This window comes from Hyphomonadaceae bacterium BL14 (assembly GCA_027627705.1).
Classification (GTDB): Bacteria; Pseudomonadota; Alphaproteobacteria; order Caulobacterales; family Maricaulaceae; genus Oceanicaulis.
On record CP091242.1, the window covers coordinates 1,475,463 to 1,493,589 of the forward strand.

Annotated in this window: 17 protein-coding genes; 8 read left to right on the top strand and 9 right to left on the bottom strand. The window is 65.8% G+C overall.

Annotation, left to right across the window (positions count from 1 at the left end):
* Positions 1-102: 102 nt before the first annotated feature.
* Positions 103-1,089 (top strand): LysR family transcriptional regulator, encoded by a 987-nt coding sequence (locus tag L2D00_07105; GenBank protein WBQ14436.1) that lies wholly within the window; start codon positions 103-105, stop codon positions 1,087-1,089.
* Positions 1,090-1,116: 27 nt separating this feature from the next.
* On the opposite strand, the gene L2D00_07110 is transcribed toward L2D00_07105, so the two are convergent.
* Together L2D00_07110 and L2D00_07115 are read right to left on the bottom strand one after the other, a co-directional pair.
* Positions 1,117-2,091: an NADPH:quinone oxidoreductase family protein gene (locus tag L2D00_07110; GenBank protein ID WBQ14437.1), complete on the bottom strand. Its 975-nt coding sequence runs from the start codon at positions 2,089-2,091 to the stop codon at positions 1,117-1,119.
* A gap of 148 nt (positions 2,092-2,239) precedes the next feature.
* A complete protein-coding gene (locus L2D00_07115; GenBank protein WBQ14438.1) occupies positions 2,240-3,031 on the bottom strand; it encodes an outer membrane beta-barrel protein in 792 nt (263 codons plus the stop codon).
* A 246-nt stretch (positions 3,032-3,277) separates the two neighbouring features.
* Here L2D00_07115 and L2D00_07120 point away from each other — a divergent pair, with 246 nt between their 5' ends.
* Genes L2D00_07120 through L2D00_07130 form a run of 3 tightly spaced genes read left to right on the top strand, consistent with a single transcriptional unit; the run spans position 3,278 to position 5,578 of the window.
* Positions 3,278-3,904, top strand: a complete 627-nt coding sequence (locus tag L2D00_07120) for a TetR/AcrR family transcriptional regulator (protein ID WBQ14439.1) — start codon at positions 3,278-3,280, stop codon at positions 3,902-3,904.
* A gap of 9 nt (positions 3,905-3,913) precedes the next feature.
* Positions 3,914-5,224, top strand: a complete 1,311-nt coding sequence (locus L2D00_07125; GenBank protein WBQ14440.1) for an aminotransferase class I/II-fold pyridoxal phosphate-dependent enzyme — start codon at positions 3,914-3,916, stop codon at positions 5,222-5,224.
* 27 nt (positions 5,225-5,251) lie between these two features.
* A complete protein-coding gene (locus L2D00_07130) occupies positions 5,252-5,578 on the top strand; it encodes a hypothetical protein (protein ID WBQ14441.1) in 327 nt (108 codons plus the stop codon).
* Positions 5,579-5,588: 10 nt separating this feature from the next.
* On the opposite strand, the gene L2D00_07135 is transcribed toward L2D00_07130, so the two are convergent.
* The 5 genes from L2D00_07135 to egtB all read right to left on the bottom strand — a co-directional run bounded on the left by L2D00_07135 (position 5,589) and on the right by egtB (position 12,903).
* Positions 5,589-8,717 (bottom strand): efflux RND transporter permease subunit, encoded by a 3,129-nt coding sequence (locus L2D00_07135; protein WBQ14442.1) that lies wholly within the window; start codon positions 8,715-8,717, stop codon positions 5,589-5,591.
* Positions 8,714-9,835 (bottom strand): efflux RND transporter periplasmic adaptor subunit, encoded by a 1,122-nt coding sequence (locus L2D00_07140; protein ID WBQ14443.1) that lies wholly within the window; start codon positions 9,833-9,835, stop codon positions 8,714-8,716. The genes L2D00_07135 and L2D00_07140 overlap by 4 nt, the downstream gene beginning before the upstream one ends.
* A gap of 87 nt (positions 9,836-9,922) precedes the next feature.
* Entirely contained in the window at positions 9,923-10,693 is a 771-nt protein-coding gene (locus tag L2D00_07145) for a hypothetical protein (protein WBQ14444.1), read from the bottom strand.
* Between the two features lie 80 nt (positions 10,694-10,773).
* Positions 10,774-11,538: a class II aldolase/adducin family protein gene (locus L2D00_07150; GenBank protein ID WBQ14445.1), complete on the bottom strand. Its 765-nt coding sequence runs from the start codon at positions 11,536-11,538 to the stop codon at positions 10,774-10,776.
* An 84-nt stretch (positions 11,539-11,622) separates the two neighbouring features.
* Positions 11,623-12,903: an ergothioneine biosynthesis protein EgtB gene (gene egtB, locus L2D00_07155; protein ID WBQ14446.1), complete on the bottom strand. Its 1,281-nt coding sequence runs from the start codon at positions 12,901-12,903 to the stop codon at positions 11,623-11,625.
* A gap of 84 nt (positions 12,904-12,987) precedes the next feature.
* Between egtB and L2D00_07160 the strand changes: the two genes are divergently transcribed.
* From L2D00_07160 to L2D00_07175, 4 genes are all read left to right on the top strand, one after another.
* Positions 12,988-14,037, top strand: coding sequence for a DUF2336 domain-containing protein (locus L2D00_07160; GenBank protein WBQ14447.1), 1,050 nt, complete (start codon positions 12,988-12,990; stop codon positions 14,035-14,037).
* A 34-nt stretch (positions 14,038-14,071) separates the two neighbouring features.
* Entirely contained in the window at positions 14,072-14,833 is a 762-nt protein-coding gene (locus L2D00_07165; GenBank protein WBQ14448.1) for an NAD kinase, read from the top strand.
* A gap of 88 nt (positions 14,834-14,921) precedes the next feature.
* Positions 14,922-15,437, top strand: coding sequence for a response regulator (locus L2D00_07170; GenBank protein ID WBQ14449.1), 516 nt, complete (start codon positions 14,922-14,924; stop codon positions 15,435-15,437).
* 28 nt (positions 15,438-15,465) lie between these two features.
* A complete protein-coding gene (locus L2D00_07175; GenBank protein ID WBQ14450.1) occupies positions 15,466-15,960 on the top strand; it encodes an Hpt domain-containing protein in 495 nt (164 codons plus the stop codon).
* 65 nt (positions 15,961-16,025) lie between these two features.
* Here the strand turns inward: L2D00_07175 and L2D00_07180 are convergent, their stop codons facing one another.
* Together L2D00_07180 and L2D00_07185 are read right to left on the bottom strand one after the other, a co-directional pair.
* A complete protein-coding gene (locus tag L2D00_07180) occupies positions 16,026-16,571 on the bottom strand; it encodes a hypothetical protein (protein WBQ14451.1) in 546 nt (181 codons plus the stop codon).
* A 31-nt stretch (positions 16,572-16,602) separates the two neighbouring features.
* Positions 16,603-17,841, bottom strand: coding sequence for a hypothetical protein (locus L2D00_07185; GenBank protein ID WBQ14452.1), 1,239 nt, complete (start codon positions 17,839-17,841; stop codon positions 16,603-16,605).
* Positions 17,842-18,127 lie beyond the last annotated feature (286 nt).

Genomic DNA, 18,127 nt, shown 5'->3' on the forward strand with positions numbered 1-18,127 from the left:
ACATCCCCGGTCCTAGTTAAGCCTTTGTTTACCAATGCGGCGCGGATTGCGCCTCTGCGATTGCGGAATGCCCCCCATGCAAAAAACGCTTAGGTTGATCTGATGACTGGCAAAGCGCCTGTATTCGACTGGGATGATTTGCGCATTTTCCATGCGCTGGTGGCGGCCGGATCCATGAGCGGGGCGGCGCGCAAGATGGGCATCGGCCAGCCGACCGTCAGCCGGCGTCTCGACCAGCTGGAAACGCGCATTGGTGCCAAGCTGGTCACCCGCCTCGCCGAAGGCATCGAGCTCACCGATGTGGGCGAACGCATCTGGACACAGGTCCAGATCATGCAGAGCACGGCCGGGGACATTGAACGCATCGCCCACCAGGCAGACCGCGCAGACGCCGGCCGGGTGCGCCTGACCGCCCCGGAAGGCGTGGCAGGCTATTGGCTGGCGCGTCATCTCACCAGCTTTGTTGAAGCCAATCCGAACATTTCACTTGAAATCAGCACACGCACGGAGGGCGAATCCTCTATCGACCAGTCCGACATCGTTCTTCAGATGTCCGAATCGAAACGGATGAGCCATGTGGCCACAGAATTGGCCACTTTGCACTACGTTCCGTTTGCGTCCCGGCACTATCTTGATACTTACGGCCCGCCCAAAGGACTGGCGGATGTGCTCAATCACCGCACAGCCGATATTGTCAGCTACCGCGAGCAACAGACGCACTGGCCGCGCGAAGCGGCCGCCATCAAGCAGATGATGAACCCGTCCCTGACCACCGACAGTGCCATCGTGCTGATCGAGGCGGTCAAGTCCGGCGGCGTGATTTCACTCCTGCCGACCTACGCTGCGCGTGTGGAGCCCACCCTGATCCACCTGGATCTGGAGCTGCAAGTGCCGATCACGCTGTGGATGGTCTATCACCCCGACCAACGCCGGGTGACGCGCACGCGCAAGGTCATCGACTGGCTGCGCGAGATTTTCGACTCCGCCCAATATCCCTGGTTCCGCCGCGACTACGTCCCGCCATCGGAGTTCTCCGATGTTGAGACGGTTCATATCCGCGGTGAACGCCCCCGCCCCCGGCTGCTCTAGATTGCTGGCAAAGCGGGGGGGAGCGCCTCAGGGGTTCAGCACGACCTTGCCCCGCACCCGGCGCTCCAGCAGGTCCTCGAATGCCTTTGCGTAATCGGCCAGCTGATAGCCCGCCGACACCGGCGGGCGGACCTTGCCGGCTTCGAACATGTCGAAGATTTCCTTGATATTGCCCGCGTTTTCGCGCGGGAAGCGCCCGGCCCAGGCCCCCCAGAACACGCCCAGGATATTGCGGCTGTTCAGAAGAGCCAGATTGAGCGGGATTTTCGGGATCGGCCCGGATGCAAAACCGATGACCAGATAGCGCGCATCCCAGCCAGACGCACGCAGTGCCGCCTCGGCCAGATCGCCGCCGACGGGATCATAGACCACGTCCACGCCCTTGCCGCCCGTCAACTCCTTGACCCGCGCCTTGAGGTCCTCGGTTGAGTAGTTGATCGTCTCGTCGGCACCGTTTTCGCGGCAGAAAGCCAGCTTCTCATCCGAACTGGCTGCCGCGATCACCCGTGCGCCCGCCGCCTTGGCCAGCTGCACCGTGGCGATCCCCACCCCGCCTGCCGCGCCCAGCACCAGCACGCTTTCACCGGCTTTCAGCTTCGCGCGGTCCTTCAGCGCGTGCCAGCTCGTGCCATAGATGGTGGTCAGTGCCGCACCCTCGTCAAAGCTCATGGAGGCGGGCATGGGCACGACCTGGCTGGCATGCACCGGCACTTTCTCGGCAAACGCGCCCAGCATGGTCGCGGCGATCACCCGGTCGCCGGTCTTGATACCGGTGACGCCTTCGCCCACGGCGCTGACGACGCCCGCCGCCTCCATGCCGGGGATGAAGGGCAGTTCGGGCTTCATCTGATACTTGCCCTCGACCAGAAGGATGTCGGGGAAGTTCACCCCCGCCGCCTTCACGTCCAGCATGACGAAGCCTGCCGGCAGAGCAGGCTCGGCCACATCCTCCACGGTCAGCTGCTGATAGGGTGCGAAGTCCTTGCAGACCAGGGCGCGCATGGGCGGTCTCCTCATATTGCGAGCATTGTTTGCGTTGCGGCGCACGATAGGCGCGCTTGGCCTGCAAGCACAAGAAAACGCCCTGCAGATGGGGCACATCTGCAGGGCGCTCTCTGGGCCGGTTGTCCGGTTCACAGGGGACAGGGGGCTAGAAGGTGAACCGCACCCCGGCTTCGAGGATGTGGCTGCGTGCCTCGACGTTCAGATTGGCCGGGATCAACGAGGACTGCACATCCGCCTCGTTGTGACGGCGGTAGCGGTAGCCTGCGAACAGCGCGGTATTGCGCGCGATGTCGAACGACCCGCCCGCCATCACCTGCCAGAACGCCACCATTTTGGTGTCATCAATGATGCCGACATCCGACGGGCGGTAGTCTACCTGCAGCTCGGACAGGCCCAGACCGATGCCAGCATAAAGGGCAAAGTCCGTATCCGGGATCGGGAAATCGTAATAGCCGTTGATCGCATAGCCCAGCGAGCGCACATCGCCGCGGCCGTCTGCGACCAGATCGGCAACAGTCACACCCAGCGGCGCAGACCCGGTGATCAGCACTGCGGCGTCAGCCGCGCCCAGCGCATTGCCACCCGCCTGCACGTCACGGTGGGTGTCCACGTCCGCGCTGAGCCAGGAAATCTCGGCCTCAAGGCGCAGGTTCTCGCTGAACCGGAAACCTGCTGCACCCGCCACGAACAGGCCGGTATCAAACTCTGTGGTCCAGCCTGCCTCTGTGCCCGATGGCAAGGTGACGCCGGGCGGTACGGCCACGCCATCGCCGGTGACGAAATCGCGCGTGAACGCGCCGGAATTCGAGCTGTCGCTCTGAAGATTGAAGCCGGCCGAGCCGGACACATAGGCCTGGGCAAGCGCCGGGGCGGCGCTGACGCCGGCGACACCGGCGCTCAAGGCGAGCGCGCTGGCCAGTCGGGTGACGATGCTCATCGGGATCCTCCCTCATTGAAGCCCGCATGCGGGCGAGTGCGCCACGCTATCGTGGCTCGTGTATTGTATATGCAATAGTGTTTGCTCATGACAAGGCAGATGCATGCGGATTTTGCGCCGGGCGGCCCGAACCGTCCCTCAAAGGTGACCTCTTGTCCCGTGCGGCCTAGAGTAACCGATCAGACCCGCGCTGATTCCGCCTCCGGGGCGGCGGGCGGCGCGCACACGATACATCAGGGGGCCGTCATGGCAGCAACTGCAGCGCGGGCCGACCGCGGCGTCAGCGATCGCAAGACCGAACTGCTCCACATCCTCGCACGCACCGCCGTGGCCGACCGGTCTGCGCCGGTAAGCCTGCGCCAGTTCGCCATCCGGGCCGGCGTGTCCGAGCCGACCTTGCGCCACTATTTCAATGACCGTCAGGGCGTGGTGATCGCCATTATCGCGCTGTTCGCTGACGGCGCGCGCGACTGGCTTGAGCGCTGCGCGCAGCCGCAGAAGAGCCTGGAAGCGGCCGTCAGCGGCTATGGCGACATGGCGCTGGAAGGCGCGGACACCGACCAGTTCGCCCAGGCGCACGCCTTCGCGCTGGTGGAATCCATCCATGATCCGTTGGTGGCCCGCGCCTATCTCGACACCATTATCGAGCCTTCGCTCAGAGCCATCGAGTCGCGCCTGGCACCCAGCCTCGATCCCGAAGGCACGCGCGGCGATGCGGTACGCCACGCCGCACTGGCGCTCTATGCGCCGGTGCTCATCGCTGTCCTGCACCAGCGGCTCCTCAAAGGTGACGCGGCGCGCCCGCTCGATATGGGTGTGTTCTTTTCCGATCTCACCCAACTCTTCGCCCATGGCCTGAAGCAGCCGGACTGATCCCTACCCATGCCTGACCCGATCTCCGCGGCCCCCGGACTTGAGACGGTTTCGCCGAGTGTCCAGCTCAATCTCAACGTCCGCGGGCTTGGCCTGTCGGCCACGCTGGCTATCAATGAGCGCTCTGCCGCACTGCAGGCGCAAGGCCGCCAGATCTCCCGCCTGGGTCTGGGCCAGTCGCCCTTCCCGGTGCCCGATGTGATGCAGCGCCGCCTGCGTGCCCACGCGCACGAGAAAGATTACCTGCCCGTTCAAGGACTGCCGTCCCTGCGCACGGCGATCTGCAGCTATCTCAAGCGCACCCAGGGGCTGGATTTCGACGCGGAAGACATTCTCATCGGGCCGGGCACCAAGGAACTCATGTTCCTGTTGCAGATGGTCTATTACGGCGATTTGCTGATCCCCACGCCCAGCTGGGTCAGCTACGCGCCCCAGGCGCGCATTCTGGGCCGGCCGATCACCTGGCTGCCCACCGATCCCGAAACCGGGCTCGGCGTCACCGCCAAATCCCTGCGCGCCATCTGCGCCCCGGACCCGGAGCGTCCGCGCCTGTTGATCCTCAACTCGCCCGGCAATCCCACCGGCACCGCCTATACCCGCGAGGCGCTGCGTGACATCGCCGCCGCCGCCCATGATCACCGGCTCCTGCTGTTGTCGGACGAAATCTATGGCGGGGTTCAGTTCGATGGCCAGCACCATTCCATGGCGCGCGAGTATCGCGGTGGCACCATCATCTCCGACGGCCTGTCCAAATGGGCCGGAGCGGGCGGCTGGCGCCTCGGCTTCTTCGCCTTCCCCAAGGCGCTGGCCTGGCTGCGCAAGGGCATGTCGGCGGCGGCGAGTGAAACCTACACCTCGGTCTCGGCACCCATCCAGCACGCCGCCATCGCCGGGTTCGAGGGCGGGCCCGAGATCGAGCTCTATCTGGAGCGCTGCCGAGCGATCCTGGCAGCACTGGCCAGCTACGTGTCCGAGCGCCTGACCCGCGCGGGCGCAGCCGTGAACCCGATCCGCGGCGGCTTCTACGCCTTCCCCAATTTCGAGGCGCTGCGCGCGCGGCTGGCCGCGCGCGGGATCACCACCAGCGAGGCCCTGTGCGAGCGCCTGCTGGAGGAGACCGGGACCGCCACCCTGCCCGGCTCCGCCTTTGGCCGTCCTGAAGGCGAGTTGTCACTGCGCCTCGCATTCGTGGATTTCGATGGCGAAGCAGCGCTCAATGCGCTGGCCGCCGGCGAGAGCCTCGACGCGGACTTCGTGACGCGCCATGCTCCGCGCGTGGTGGCGGGGATCGAGGCGATGTTGCGCTGGGCCGAGGGCTGACGCGTCTCGCCGCAAAAAGGACGCGCGATGGACCTCTGGGGCATCGAAGTTGACTGGAATGAGTTCACGCAAGCGGGTGCCTATCGCACCTGGCTGATCATCTGCGCCGGGATCGCCATCGCGGCGCTGGTCTGGATCGCCATCCTGCTGACGCGCGGCGGCTTTGATGATCTCGACGAGATCGTGCGCTCGCCCTATGCGACACCGGCCGAGCGCCTTAAGGCCAACGCGATGCGCCTGCCGCGCAGCCTGCTAATGCTGTTCGCGGCCGCCGCAGGCGCGCTGGGTCTTGCCATCCCGCTCCTGTTCCAGGGCGTGGTGGTGATCTTCCTGTGGCGTCAGGCGTTCGGTTAGGGCGCTGCCCCTATTCGGCGGGGGCCGCGCTGCCCGGGGCCAGCGCCTTGTCCTGTTCCTTCGCCAGCTGGCGCGACACCCAGTTGGGGGTCTTGGTGAAGCGGCCCACCGAAGCATAGACCGCCGGCACCACGAACAGGGTGAACAGGGTTGCCACCATCACGCCGGTGAAGATCACCACCCCGATGGTCACCCGGTTCTCCGATCCCGGCCCGCTGGCCAGCATCAGCGGCAGGGCACCGATAGCGGTCGAGATGCCGGTCATCAGGATCGGGCGGAAGCGTGTTCCGGCCGACTCCAGCGTCGCGTCCAGCACACTTTTGCCCTCGTCGCGCACCTGATTGGCAAACTCCACGATCAGAATGCCGTTCTTGGCCGCCAGACCGATCAGGATGATCAATCCGATCTGCGAATAGATGTTCAGCGATGACCCGGCCATGTACAGGCCGAACAATCCGCCCGCCACGGCCAGCGGCACGGTGAGCATGATCACCGCTGGCTGGATGAAGCTTTCAAACTGGGCGGCCAGCACCAGGAACACGATCAGGAGCGCCATGGCGAAGGCGAACAGGATCGCGTTGTTGGAATCCAGGAAATCGCGCGCCGAGCCGGTGTATTGCGTGCTCATGTCATTGGGCAGATTGTCGTTGGCGTAGCCGTCCAGCCAGGCCACGGCCTCACCCAGCGTGTAGCCTTCGGCCAGCGTGGCCGAAACAGACACCGCGCGCTGGCGGTTCAGCCGGTTGCGGGTGGAGGATTCACCGGTTTCACGCAAGGACACCAGATTGGACAGCGCGATCAGCTCGCCACCGCGCGCGCGAACATAGAGCGATTCCAGATCCCCGCCGCCGGAGCGGTCGGCTGAGCGGTTCTCCATGATCACGTTATAGGCTTCACCCCGGTCGATGAACTGGCCGACCCGGCGCGCACCCAGATGGGTCTGCAGTGTTCGGCCCACTTCGGCCACCGACACGCCCAGCGCGCCGGCGCGCTCGCGATCAATCTCCACCACGAGGCGCGGCGAATTGGGCTCAAAGTTCTTGCGCGGGCGCTGCAGGTTCGGATTGCCGGCCTGGATCGCCTCGATCATTGCCTCGGCCTCGGCGTTGAGCTGGTCGTATTCCGGGCCCAGGATCACGATGGACACGTCATCGCCGCCACCGCCGCCGCCCAGGCCGCCGCGCATGGTCACAAACGCGCGCACACCCGTCAGCTCACCCAGGCGCCCGTTGATCTCGTTGACGATTTCCTGGCCTGCGCGGCGCTCGCCCTGCGGAACCATGGACCCCACCACGATGCCGCTGGAGAAATCACCGCCGCCGCCACCAAATCCGGGCACAGCCACCAGAAGCCGGCGCAGCTCGCCGCCTTCGACATAGTCCATGATCGTATCTTCCACGATCAGGGCCTGCTCGGACGTAAACTCGAAGCTGGCGCCTTCCTGGGCCGAGAACCGGCCGAAGAAGCTGCCGCGATCCTCGTCCGGCGTCAGCTCGCCGGGCAGCTGGGCGAACATGAAGATCGAACCGCCCACCGACAGAAGGACAAGCGGGATCACCAGCCAGGGTGCCTTCACCACGACTTTCAGAGAGGAGATATAATTCGCCCGCGCCTTGTTGGTCAGGTTGTCCACCCAGCGCGCCGGGCCGCGCAGATTGACACTGGGACGCGCCAGCTTTGACGCCATCATCGGCGACAGGGTCAGCGCCACGAAGCTCGACAGGATCACCGCGCCGGCAATGGCGACCGCCAGCTCTGTGAACAACCGCCCGATCAGACCCGGCAGGAAAACCAGCGGCGTGAACACCGCCACAAGCGTGGCTGTCGTGGCGACAACGGCAAAGAACACCTGACGCCCGCCATTGAGCGCCGCGGTGATGCGCGGTTCGCCCAGATCCACCCGCCTCTGGATGTTCTCGATGACCACGATGGAATCGTCCACCACCAGTCCGATGGCAAGAACCAGCGCCAACAAGGTCAGGATGTTGAGTGAAAAACCGAACATGGACAGCACGGCGAAGGTGCCGATCAGGCACACCGGCACCACGGCGGCGGGCACAATGGCCGAGCGGAAACTGCCCAGGAACAGGTAGATCACCAGCACGACCAGCGTCGCCGCCACGGCCAGCGTCATCCACACCTCGCGGATGGATTCGCGGATGAACACGGTCTCGTCATTGGCCACGATCAGGTCCATGTCATCCGGCAACTGGGCACGGATCAGGTCCATCTCGGCATGGATGGCCGAGGCGACCTCCACGGCATTCGACTGGCTCTGCCGGATAAACCCCAGGCCGATCATGCTTTGCTGATTGCCGCGGAACATGGCGCGCGGCTCTTCAGCCGAGAGCTCCACATCGGCGACCTCGGCCAGCCGGATCACCTGGCCATCGGGCAGGGTGCGCACCGGCAGGCGCGCAAAGCTTTCCGGACTGGTGAACAGGCGCTCCACGCGCACGGCGATCTGGGAGCCGCTGGTCTCCAGCGAGCCGCCAGGCACTTCGATATTCTCGGTGCGAATGGCGTTTTCAATGTCCGACGCGGTCACCTGGCGCGCCGCCATGGCGGCGGGATTGAGCCAGATGCGCATGGCGTAGCGGCGATTGCCGCCGATATTCACATTGGTGACGCCGTCAATAATGGTCAGCCGGTCGAGGAGAAAACGGTTGGCATAGTCGGTCAGCTCTTCGGCCGTCATCGTCTCGGACATGAGGTTGTACCACATGAACGGACGCGCATCGGAATCCTGCTTGTTGACCCGCACCTCCTCCACGTCCTGGGGCAATTGGCGGCGCGCCTGGCTGACCGCGTCGCGCACATCATTGGCGGCGGCTTCCAGATCGCGCGACAGGCCGAACGTCACGGTGATGCGCGAGTCGCCGTCTTCGGTGCGCGAGGAAATCTCCTCGATCCCGTCAATGCCCGACAGCTGGGCTTCCAGCGGTTCGGTGACCCGGTTCTCCACGATCTCGGCATTGGCACCGGGGAAGTCGGCATTGATCGACACCACCGGACGGTCCACGTCGGGCAGTTCGCGCAAGGGCAGGTCGCGCAGACCGAGAATGCCGAACACAATGATCAACGCGCTCGCCACGAAGGCGGCCATGGGACGGCGGACAGCGATATCGGACAGGGTCATGACGCAGTGCTCTGTGCGGCGGCAGCGACGCGCGGGGCTGAAGGTTCGGCGCGGGCCTGGATGCGCACCGGCATGCCGTCGCGCAGGCGGTGCACGCCGTGCATCACGATGCGCTCGCCCGGCTCAAGCCCCTCAAGAACTTCAAAATATCCGGCCTGGCGCTGGCCCAGCTCGACACGCCGCTGCTCGACCGTGACCGCCTCGTCCGCCTCGCGCAAGACAAACACCGTGACCCGGTCGCCCGACCGGGTGATGGCCGTCTCCGGCGCAGCCAGGCGCTCGCGCACATCGCGGCGCAGCTGCACCGTCATCAGCATGCCGGGCAGCAGGCGGCGGTCTTCATTGTCGATCTCGGCGCGTACGGTGACGGTACGGGTCACCGGGTCGATGCGGCTGCTGATGTTGACGATTTCGCCGGTAAACTCGGTTTCGGGAAAGGCGGCCGCGCGCGCCTGGATGATCATCCCCGGGGACAGCACGGACAAGAAGCGTTCAGGCAGGGTGAAATCCAGCTTGATAATGCTCACATCATCCAGCTGCGCGACCACATCACCCGGCCGCACCAACTCGCCCAGGCTGACATTGCGCAGGCCCACCACGCCATCAAACGGCGCACGGATAATGCGTTCGGCGACCCGTGCCTCAAGCCCGGCGACGCGGGCCCGGGCACGTTCCATGCCGGAGGTGATTTCATCAAGTCGGGCGCGCGAGGCGATGCCGCGCTCGGCCAGCTCGCGGGTGCGTTCCAGCTCGCGCTGGGCTTCGCGCAGCGCCGCACGTGATTCGGTCAGGCCTGCCGCCGCCTCGGTATCGGTCAGCTCGACCAGAATATCGCCCGCATTGACCTGATCGCCGGAATCAAAGCCGACGCGGGATATCCGGTCGGCCACCGTCGCGGTGATAACAACGGACTCATTCGCGTTCGCCGTGCCCAGTGCCTCGACGAGTTCGGAAAACTCGCGTGCTGCCACCGCTATCACGGCGACGGGCATGGCGCGTCCGCCGCGCATCTCTGCGCCTGCGCCCGCATCCGCTGACATCAGCGCACGAAGGCCAACCGCACCTGCCATCAAAGCAAACACGACGGCCACAACGATCAAAAAGGCGATGCGCTTCATTCCGGTCTCCTGCAGGATCGGGAGGGGATATGCGCCGGATCGGCGTAAAATCAAAGCGCTGGGCGGTCACAAATTAGTTAGCGCGCCCTAGAAGGTCCGCCAGACCGCCACAAACGCACTGCGCTCGACACCGGTATTGCGCCTGGCTGCGGTGTGCATCACACCCGCCTGCAGGTGTGCCCGGCGGGTCAGCGGCCAGACGACGGAGCCTTGCAGGCGATGGCTGGCATAACCGTCGAAGCCTTCGGGCCCTCCTGTTGACCATACTGAAAAACTTTGCCCCATCACGCGCACGCCGCGCCAGACATGGGTCCCCGCCGTCATGTCCAGACGCAGCTCGTCGGCGTGATCGCCGGCGCGGCGCCGCCAGCCGCCCTGCACATCAACGAAGGTGCTGCGCCCGAATACGCGCCCGGCCATCAGACGCAGGTCCAAATCGCCGCCGCCCTCACCCAGAGCAGCATGATTGCGATTTTCCCCGGCCGTTTGCGCGCTGATGGTCGCCTGGGCGGCTCCAGCCCAGGGGCCGCCGCGATACAGGCGAAGCCGCGCGCCAGCCTCGACGCCGCCTACACCGCGCCAGGGGTCAATCTTGCTGCGGTCAATCGATTGCAGCCCCGCGCGGCCCACCAGCGTGACATGATCTGTCCACCCGTACTCGGCGTAGATCGAGGTCTCTTGCTTGGACTGGTGTATCCCGCCTGGCGCTCGATCGAAATAATGCACGCTCTGCGTGGTGATCACCAGCGCAGCGGCACGCGGCTTGGTCCACGCCCCGGCATGTGCCGGCACGCTCCACACGACCCACAAAATCAAGGCCACAACGCATCCGGCTATCCAGCCCGTCCGCCACGCCATGCCCGCCTCCCCTGTTCGGGAAGGCGCATTACACACACGTCACAGGCGCAGAGTCGAGTCCAAAATCTCCCTATGGGCGATCAGACATCATAGCCCGCGCACTGGCGATCGACCCGCGCGCGCAGCGCGGCCCAGGCGATTTCCTTGAAAAACTCGTTGGTGAAGGCCTGCTCGCCCTGGGTGTAGACCCGGTCCTGCATGGCCGCGTCCCACTCCACCAGCTCGGCACCCTGGGCCATCACCTGCATCTTGCAGGCGCGCTCGAGCATATACATGCGCACGTAGCACGAGAACGGATGGTCGCCGGTCGTCAGCGTGCCGTGATTGTTCAGGATCATCAGATTGTGCTGACCCAGATCGGCCACCAGGCGCGTCTTCTCGTCAGCGTCCAGCGCGATGCCTTCATAGCCGTGATAGACCACATCCTTCATCACGGTCATGGCGCTCTGGGAGATCGGCAGAAGCCCGCGCTTCTGCGCCGACACCGCCACGCCCTGATCGGTGTGCAGATGCATGATCACCTTCACGTCCGGGCGCGCGTGGTGAATGGCGGAGTGAATGGTGAAGCCTGCCGGGTTGATGCCGTACTGGCTGGGCGGCAGGACATTGCCTTCGATATCCACCTTGACCAGGTTGGACGCGGTCACGTCCTCGAACAGAAGCCCGAACGGATTGAGCAGGAAATGCTCCTCCGGCCCCGGCACGCGCATGGAGATGTGGGTGAAGAACAGATCATCCCAGCCATGCATGAAGATGAGCCGGTACAGCGCGGCGAGATCGCAACGCGCCTTCCATTCCTCGGCCGAAACCTGTTCCTTGACGCTGACGCGGGCCTGATCGTCCATAATCGCCTCCCTGACGCGGCGCGCGGGTCGGGCCGCGCGCCTTTTCCTGTATGATCGCGCGCACCGGCTCAGGCGTCAAACCGGTCAGATGTCGCGGGCGAGCCGCAGCCCCGTCATCTGCCACCGGGCCGAAGGCGGGAAGAAATTGCGGTAGCTGGCGCGCATATGGCTGGGTGCCGTCAGGGCCGAGCCGCCCTTGAGCACATACTGGCCGCACATGAATTTGGCGTTGTACTCGCCAATGGCACCTTCGTCGGCACGGTAGCCGGGATAGGGCGCATAGGCCGAGCGCGTCCACTCCCACACCTCGCCAAACATCCCCGCCAGCCCCTGCGGCGCGCTCACCGGCGCGGTATGCAACCAGCCATCCGGGTCCGCCCAGCGGCCCTGCTCGGGATCAGACTGTCGCGCGGCATGCTCCCATTCGCGCTCTTCGGGCAGACGCGCGCCGGTCCAGGCGGCATAGGCGGACGCCTCGAAGTAATCGACATGGCTGACCGGGGCGCTCAGATCGAGCGCCTGGTCGCCATGCAGGGTGAATTCGCGCCAGCCCGCCGTATCCCGGCTCCAGTACATCGGCGCGGCGCGCCCTTCCGCCTGGATCAGCGCCCAGCCGTCCGACAGCCAGTGGCGGGGCTCGCGATAGCCGCCATCCTCGATGAAGGCGAGAAACTCGCCATTGGTCACCGGGCGCGAGGCCAGCGCAAAGGGGGTCAGCACCGCGTCATGGGCCGGGCTTTCATTGTCGAAGGCAAAGCCGGCCCCCTTATGGCCGAAGCGTTGGACACCGCCCTCGAATGCAATCCAGGTTAGCGGCGGCGCAGCCTCGCCGCTGAGGGGCCGCGCGGGCGCTACGAACCCCGCTTCTCGATAGGCGGCGCGGGAGAGAAGATATTTGATGTCGGTCAGGAACAATTCCTGGTGCTGCTCTTCATGGGCGAGCCCGGTCTCGATCACCGCCTGCGCCGCGCCCAGTGCTTCCCGGTCTGCGCTGTCGAACCAGCGCCCCACCGCCGCGTCCACATGCTGACGGTAGGCGATCACAGCCTCCAGAGCCGGGCGGGTGATCAGCCCGCGCTCGGACCGCACCTGCCGCGCTCCGATGGCTTCATAATAGGAGTTGAACAGATAGTTGAACCGGGGGTCGAGCGGCTTGTGGCCGCTGTCGAACGCCTTGAGGAGAAATGTTTCCCAGAACCAGGTCGTGTGACCCAGATGCCATTTGCCGGGCGAGGCGTCGTCCATCGCCTGCGCGCCCAGATCCTCCGCCGAGAACGGCGCGGCGAGCGCCAGCGTGCGCGCACGCACCGCCTCAAATCGCGCCCGCAGGCGCGCGCTGACGGTCTCTTCCATGTCCCTGGCCATGCGCGCGCTCCCGGCTAGACTAACGCATTCCTAACCATAGCGCAGTCAACGTGTTCCGCCAGAGGGACAGTACGGACGCCAGTCATGCCGCACGCCAGCCATCCGCCAGACCCAGACGGCCGCCACCAGGCGGCCGGGCGCAAGGCGATCCAGCTCAGCGATCTGTGCGCCATCCGCCCCTTGCCCGATCCCATCATCGCCGAGATCGATCCGGTGCTCACCGATCTGTTGCGCATCGCCGAAGCCAGCGCACGCGCCCACGCCGCCGTGCGTCTGGCGCGCTGCGACTGGGCTCCGCGCGACGCGGTGCGCCTTCTGGCGTTCGAGCCGCTCGACATCGCCCGGCCCATTGTAGAGCGCTCACTGGCCCTGGACGAGCGCGATCTTGTCGCGCTGGCCGATCTGGGCCATGACCACCGCATGGCGCTGACCGGGCGCATTCATTTGAGCGCGCCGGTGACCGCCGCCATGGCCCGCCACCGCGAACGCGACTGTCTGATGGCGCTGGCCGCCCATGAAGGCGCCATCCTGGCCGAGACCTCGGCTGGGGACTTCGTGGCGGTGGCGCGCAGCCATGAAGTCCTGCAGGACGCCCTGGCCGGGCGCAGCGATCTGAGTGACGGCTTTGTACGGGCATTGCACGCCATTGCGGCCCGGCGCGTGCGCACATTGCTCGCCGAGCGCTACCCCGATCTGGCTGACATCGCCGCGCCTGAGCCGCAGGGGGCGGACCCCGTCGTAGACGGTGATGCGGACCGGGACGCCGACGAAGTCACGCGCAAGCTGTTGGCGGAGCGCGCGCTCACCGCCGCCGACGTCCTGCGCGCGGCGCGCAACGGGCGCGCAGAGATCGCCGACCACGCCATTGCACGCCTGACCGGCATGGAGGCGGCCGATTGGCGCCAGGCCATGCGCCGCTCGCCCCTGCGCGCCTGCTTGCTGGGCGCCCGGGCCATGGCCATGACACCGGGCGAGGCGGCTGATCTGATAAATGCCATGGCCGAATCCGGACGCGCCCACGCCATGGCACCCGATGCCCTGGCCCGCGCGCGCGCCGACATCTATGGCGCCTTCACCCGAGATGATGCGCGCCGGGCCTTGCACCGGATGGGCGCGGGCGGTTCAATCCACTAGCCTGCCCTGCCTCCTGCCATGACGGAATGCTTCCATGCGTCTCGCCTATCATGCCGCCGACCGCGCCGACGCCCGCGCCGCGTGCGAGCGGCTCGCCAAGCGCTATGGCGAAGTGGCGCTGGACGAGGCTGACTGCCTGATCGCGCTGGGCGGAGACGGCGTGATGCTGGACGCGCTGCACGCCGTGATGGGGCGGTCCGTCCCGGTCTACGGCATGAATTTCGGATCGGTGGGCTTCCTGATGAACGAGCCGCGCGAGGACGGCCTGCCAGAACGGCTGGCTGTGGCCGAGCGCGCGCTGATCCATCCCCTGCGCGCAGTGGGGCGCCATGTGGACGGACGCACATTCGAGGCGCTGGCGATCAACGAGGTGTCGTTGCTGCGCGAAACGCGCCAGACCGCCAAGATCCGGATCAGCGTGGATGGGCGCATGCGGCTGGAGGAGCTGGCCGCTGACGGGGTGCTGGTGGCCACGCCCGCCGGATCAACCGCGTATAATCTGTCGGCTCACGGCCCCATCCTGCCGCTGGACGCCCAGCTCCTGGCCCTCACCCCGATCAGCGCCTTCCGCCCGCGGCGCTGGCGCGGCGCGCTTCTGCGCCATGGCAGCCGGGTGCGCTTTGATGTGCTGGAGCCGGAAAAGCGCCCCGTCTCTGTCGTCGCCGACAATCAGGAATTCCGCGATGCCGCAACCGTCACCGTCAACGAGGCGCGCTCCATCTCGCTCACCTTGCTGTTTGATGAGGGCAAGGCGCTGGGTGAACGCATCCTGATGGAACAATTCGCCGCCGACTGATCCGTCTCGCGCCCGCTTTAGCGGCACATTAAACATATCCGGCTAAGGTTCTGGTGAAAGCTTGCGTGGCGTACAAGGGGTCCGCGACATGACGGCAACCGCATCACCCGCTCAGGGGCTGGGCACACTGCGCATCGCCGTGGTCGATGACAACGCAGCCATGCGCGGCATCGTGCGCTCGGCCCTGGGCGCCTTCGGGGTGATTCATGTGTATGAAGCCGCCGATGTTGAATCGGCCCTGAACATCCTGCGCGCCGAGCGCATTGACGTGCTGATTTGCGACTGGAAAATGAAGCCGGTGGACGGGCTGTCCCTGGTGCGTACCCTGCGTGATCCTGAACAGAGCCCCTGCCCGCTTCTGCCCATCATCATGCTGACCGCCTATGCCGAGCCGTCCAGGATGAAAGAAGCCGGTGACGCGGGCGTGACTGAATTTCTGGTCAAGCCTTTCGCCGCCGAGGCCCTGTACAGCCGCCTGCAGATGATCGTAAATCGGCCCCGCCCCTTCGTGCGTACCCGGGAGTTCTTCGGACCTGACCGGCGCCGGATGGCCAGCGGATCTCAAGGACCGGTACGCCGCGGTGACGCGGCGGTCCGGTCCTGAACCACTCAAGAGCGGAGAAGCCTTACCCATGACCCAGCGCGAACGCCAGATCGAGATGATCACCCCTCCCAACATGCTCAAGGCGAAGGTGGGCGGCCCGTTGCCGGCGGCCAATGAAGCCATGATGGCCCGCGCTGAAGCCGCTGTCGGTGATCTGCGCAAGAACTTCACCGCCTGGCTGGAAGAGGAAGTCGTCAAGCTGGAAGCGCTGATGCGCACCGCGCGCACCCAGGGCATGGAGGGCGAGACCGGCGAGGCGCTGTTCACCTGCGCTCACGATTTGCGGGGTCTGGGCAGCACGTACGACTTTCCCATCATCACCCGCATCGCCGCCTCCCTGTCCAAGCTGATCGAGACGGCCGAGCAGCGCGCCGCCGCACCGGTGGCGCTGGTGGACGCCCATGTCGGTGCCATCCGCGCCGCCATATTGCAAAACGTCCGCAATGACGCCGATCCCATTGGCAAGGCGCTGGCCGAAGAACTTGAAGCCCGCGTCATCAAGCTGGTGGGCGAACGTATCTGAGGGCGCTGCGTGTGTGACGCAGTGCCTTTTTCTCCGCCCGTTGATGGGGCGGGACAAGCCGGTTCCTAGAAAATCCCCAGAAATTTTTTGCGCTTGGCCGCACGCCCGGATTGGCCGGCAAGATCGGCCGGGCCGGGTTCGCCGGCCGGTGCGATGGCGTCGGGACCCTCAGCGGTACCGGGGCCTTCCGCTTCCATGGAGACGTCGGCCTGCACCTCGGCCGGGGCCGGGGCTGGTTCGGCAAAGCGGGCCGGCGCGAGCGTTTCGCTGTCTGCGCCTTTGATTTCCGCCGGGACAGGCGCGGGCACAGGCGGGCGTACCGGCGCGCACACATCGGAATCACAAAGCGGCGTGCTCATGGCGTGGGCGGCCAGGCGCGAAGGCGCTGTGGCGGGGCCGTGATAGCTGCCGAGCCCCAGAGACTGGCGCACTGTGTCGCGAAACGCGCTCGCGCGCGCGTCGATGGTGGCGGTGCGCGCCTCCATCTCCTGCAGGCGCGACAGATCGGCCGGGCGCGGGGCGCGCACGGCGGCCGGGGTGATATCATGGCGCGCGCGGGCCAGGGCGGCGCGGGCATTGTCGAGATCGAGCGGTTTGGGCGCGTCACTCATATCAGCCTCCTCATTGGCGCTGCTGTACGGATCATGATTTGCGAGCATACCATTCCAGCCCGCCCGTGCGCGAGACCATGACCACGTCCACGTCGCCGCCCACCCCGGTCTGGGACATGTGCAGCTGGCTTTTCAGGATATTGAGCTCCACCAGCGATTTGGCGGTCTGGGCCAGCTGACGCTTGCCCGAGGCCGACACCACCTGGATGAAGGGATTGATGAATTCCTGCTGGGAAATGTCCTGCACGGCGTGGGCAAATTCCATGGTCAGATTCGGCAGGGCCCCGCCGCGCAGCGCATCCATGGCCTCATTGCCAGCAGCGTCATCGACACCGGCCTGCTTGAGGGCCGCCTCGGCGGCGGACTCATTGGTGATCCAGTTGAGCGACATCATCACATCAAACATGAGCGGATGAATGCCGCGCAGGAAGGTGTGGGTCATGTCCGCCTGGGCGAAGGTGCGCAGGAAGGCGTTGGGCCCGTCATCTACCCCCACGCGCATGGTCTCGTCGGCGGCGCGCTTCATCACCCCGTCAATCAGGATCGACGCGTAGTAATGGGTGTAGACCGGGAACACATCGCCTTCGCCAAACCCGGCAAAGACCAGCCCGGCATAAGGCTCCAGGAAGGCCGGGCGCGTGGCAATCTTGTAGGCGAAGTCGAACAGCTTGTCGCGCACATCGGCCTGCATGCCGAACTCGCCCAGCGCCTCCTGGATCAGGGCGTCAAGCATGGCGGCGTAGCGCTCGTGGAAGCGGGCGCTGTCCAGCCCGGCCAGCGCCTCGACGGCATCGCGCGGTTCGCCCGCCTCGTCATGATCGAGGTGCTGGCGGTACAGATCCAGCGCCGCCTCGAACGCCGCCGCGTCGCTGTCATACCCGCCGCCGGGATAGCGGCGCATCGCCTTGGCGTGGCTGAGCACGGTGATGAAGGCGGCGCGCATCAGATGCGCAAACTCCTCCATCTCCTCGGCTTCCGGGAACAGGCTGCGGTTATTGTCCAGAAACCGGAAGAAGGCACGCGCGCAATCATCCACCGAGGCGAAGTCCGTCTCGCCATGGCGCCGGGTAAAGGCGTGGGCGATCTGTGACCAGGACCGGCCCAGCACATCGCCGCGCGAATAGACCATGACGGCCATGCTCGGCCCCAGGCGCAGAATTTTCTCCGCCTCCAGCGTCACCACCGGATCGGGGCCGCCGCCATAGGTGACCGCGCTGTCGGCCGCCAGCACCACTGCCTGGCGGTTCATGATCATGACTTCAGATGTCATTGCGCGCGCGTCTCCCCCCGCCTCGCCACACCGCCCCCTCGGCGATCCGGCGGCTTTGCCACAAGTCTTGACGAAACGTTAGCGCGTGCGCGCTCCGCTGTTAAGCCGGATGATGGCGATTAAAGGCGCAGGCGCGGCAGGAATGCCACGCTGTGGGTGGGCAGATGCGGTCAAAGTACGGCCCACGCCCCGCCCGGCCTCAAGATGGCAAGGCATTTGAACCCCTGTTGCGCGATTTGTTGTCGCTCTGGACGTGCCGCTCTGGTATGGCGTTGATCAGATTCAG